Source organism: Dehalococcoidales bacterium, from assembly GCA_028716225.1.
GTDB lineage: Bacteria > Chloroflexota > Dehalococcoidia > Dehalococcoidales > UBA5760 > UBA5760.
The window spans coordinates 1-3,186 of sequence record JAQUQE010000116.1 but is presented as its reverse complement, the minus strand read 5'-3'; the positions used below and the strand labels follow the sequence as shown (position 1 = coordinate 3,186).

5 protein-coding genes are annotated in these 3,186 nt (G+C 47.0%); all 5 read left to right on the top strand.

Features of this window, described 5'->3' with window-relative positions; genetic code table 11:
- Nucleotides 1-1,456, top strand: a 1,456-nt coding sequence (locus PHI12_14410; protein ID MDD5511977.1) for a hypothetical protein, incomplete at its 5' end; no start/stop codon positions are given.
- A gap of 45 nt (nt 1,457-1,501) precedes the next feature.
- A complete protein-coding gene (locus tag PHI12_14405; GenBank protein ID MDD5511976.1) occupies nt 1,502-1,969 on the top strand; it encodes a hypothetical protein in 468 nt (155 codons plus the stop codon).
- Nucleotides 1,970-1,972: 3 nt separating this feature from the next.
- Nucleotides 1,973-2,362 carry a hypothetical protein gene (locus PHI12_14400; GenBank protein MDD5511975.1) on the top strand — a complete coding sequence of 130 codons (390 nt, stop codon included), beginning with the start codon at nt 1,973-1,975 and terminating at the stop codon, nt 2,360-2,362.
- Complete coding sequence (locus tag PHI12_14395) at nt 2,363-2,776, top strand: hypothetical protein (GenBank protein MDD5511974.1); 414 nt, start codon at nt 2,363-2,365, stop codon at nt 2,774-2,776.
- Nucleotides 2,777-2,986: 210 nt separating this feature from the next.
- Nucleotides 2,987-3,186, top strand: a 200-nt coding sequence (locus tag PHI12_14390) for a hypothetical protein (GenBank protein ID MDD5511973.1), incomplete at its 3' end; no start/stop codon positions are given.

The following is a 3,186-nucleotide window of genomic DNA, read 5'->3' as shown; positions in this document are numbered from 1 at the left end:
CGACTGGCAGCCTCAGGGCTGGAGGATTATTTTTATTGGTCCTACTGCTACCTGGCGGGAGGAATGGGGGACATGGGAGGCCATCAGAGAGATCGTGCAGAACTCTCTGGACGAGGGAGAGGCTTATGATTACGGCCAGGATGAATTCGGGTTATTCATCTCGGATAAAGGCCGGGGAATTGCTGTCAGCTCTTTCCTGCTGGGCCCTGCTAAGTTAAAAGAGAAGTGGGCCCGCGGAAAGTACGGAGAGGGTATGAAGATTGGCGCCCTGGCTCTTCTCCGTGAAGGGTATCCGGTTTATGTCCAGTCCGGGGACCGCGAGCTACATATTATATTCTTAGAGCAGGAGGCCGATGCTAAAGTTATGTCGCTGGCTGCCCTTTGGCGCCCGCTGGCCAGTCCGATCAAAGGGACAACCTGGCACATCATCGGTTACCGGGGCTCGGACTATCATGAGAATTTCGCCGTTAATCTCCCCAAGAAGGCAATTCTCAATGAAAACATCAGTATGATCAGGGAGCCTGTGCAAAGGAAAAACCAGATTATCGATATTAAATACACAGACAACCAGAGCAAGATATACGTTCGCGATATCTTTATGAAGGATATTAAGGGCCAGTACAGTTATAATCTATGGAGTTTTGATCTGGCTCCGGACCGCTTTGCACCCAAGAACGAAAGCGATATGTGGGTTGATATTGGCAGGGCCTGGTCAAATGTTACCAATATTGATATGCTGGAAACCTTTCTCAAAATGGTGGGGGATTATCCCATTATTGACTCGGAAGAGCGAAATATTCAAATGTATGGCATGGGTTATAAGGCTCCTCATTTATCCGGTGAGAGTTATCAGGATGATATTGGTAATAATAAGATCTACTGGCAGAAAGCCTGGAATAACGTTTTCGGTGAAGACGCGGTTTTAAGGACAACTGATCGCTGGGACGCCACTGTCAAGCATCTGGGCTACAAGTCTATATCTATGAGCTGGTATGTCAAAAGCGCACTTGCCCAGGCTATTAAAACGGATGAAAAACTTATTGAGGAGTCTCAGGATAAATTACGGGAAGTGGCTATTATTGAGGATAATAAATTGACGGCCAGTCAAAGAGCTTCTCTTAATTTAGTCAGGAGAATTGCGGAGGATGTAGCCAGGTCAGGGGTAGACAAAAGAAAAGTGCATGCAGCAGTTATCCCCCCGGCCAGTGAAAGGGTTAGAACCGCCGGCTTATATAGCACCAAGACGATGGATATCTATATCTCAACCGATCAACTTGATAGAGGCAGCTCGGCAGTTGATACATTCATTCATGAGGTGGCTCATCATAACAGCGGGGCCGAAGATGGCGATAGGTCACATTATGAAGCTATCAGTTCTATTGCTGGGGATGTTGTTAGGTTAACTGCCCAAGGTAACTATGACGATCTGCTCAAGAATACTGATTTCGTGTGGTAGCTTGACATAAATGGTATAATATTAATATGTAAGTGAGGCCCGGCAATGGCACTGCAGACCGAACAACAGGACAAGGTAATTGTAATCCAGGATAAAGGCGGGAGCAACTGGCTGGTTCCCACCGTGGTTGTTCTTGGAATTGTTGGCGCCGGCGTCGGTATTTACTTCTACTTCAAGGGCAAGTCCGGGATCGCCCAGGGTTCCGAGGCTAAAGCTACTGTCAAATTTCATTACTCTGGACCAGACGCCAGTTATAGACTGCAAGTTTCCCTCGGTCATGACAGGTCCATCCTGGGGTTCGATCATGTGGAGGGTATGACCTGGACAAAAGTAGTTTCTCTTTCCGGATCAGGTGATTATACTTTCGATATCCCCTTTGAATTGGCCGCTGCAGCGGCTCCCGGAGTTTACGACAGTGAGTTTCTTATCGGGATACCTGGCACCGACTGGCTTGATTATGTCCAGGGCGGCAAACTGGTTACTAAAGGCGCAATAACGATAAAGGAAAGTTAAGCTATGGCAAGTAACGCACAAATCACCGGGGTTGTTGTTCCCTCCCAGGCAGCTCAGGGAGAGCGAGTTGACGTTATTATCCGGATTAAGAATATTAAATCTTATCCTATCACCGTCATGGTCGGCGGAGCTCTGGAATACGGCATATCTCCCTGGCCAACTCTTTCATTCGAAGTAGAACGCACTATGACTCTCGATCCCAGCACAATCGGCGAGTTCGCAGCATATTTTACTATGCCGGATAAAGCTGTCAAGGTCCATGGTTACAGCTACTATTACGGTACGGACGGGACTTATCATTTCGATGATGACAAGAGTGTATCGGTGGCACTTGGTCAACTGCCCCAGGCCCAGTTCAGCGATCTGGAGTTAATGTCAACGGAGGTGATTTAATTGGAAATTGTTGGCGGTAATACAATTAGATTTACGGCCCAATTCTTTCATCAGGGGGCTGCTTATAGCGGGGCAAAGGCCCATGTGGCAATCGGCCGTAAATTGCTCTCATTGGTATTCGATGAAGTCATCGCCAAAGATGTCAATGTCCAGTCTATTCCAGCTCATGCCGTAGATACCCAGATGATAATTACCGTGGACCTGCCTATTCCCAGTAATATTGTGGACATCTGGAAGTCATCTGGTCTTGGCTCGGAATACGGCCAGGCATATATAAAAATTATCAATATTCCCGGGGCCGATTTATATGCTTACGGACCTGTGGATGATATTCATATCGTGGGAGGCAGTGGGGGAGGAGGCAGTGAAGAGGCTGTCTTTAGCAATCTGTCAGTGAGCTACAATAAAGTTTAAAAAAGTATTGACAAATATAACTTTACATATTACAGTATTAATTAATGTAAGTTAATAATCAGTTTATTAATTGAAGCCGGGGGGATTAGCGCTCTTACTAAAGAGAAGGGTCGCCCCCCGGCTTCCCTTTTATTAGGAGGGGTGCTAATCCCCCCAAACCTCCGGAAGTAAAGGTCGATCGGAGGGTAACAAATAGTAAGGAGGTGTCATATGTTAAAGATACAAGACACTGGTGAATTAGTTTATGGCGGCGTAGTTACCCTTTGCGACTGGTTGGATGACAATCGTGTCAAGAAAGGCACACTGGCAGCCAACAAAATCTGGAAGAAGTATGCTACCTGGGCCTTCCTGGGCATCGGCGTAGCAGCCACTCTCATGAGCATCTTCGGCGCCAAGATGAGAAAAGTCGA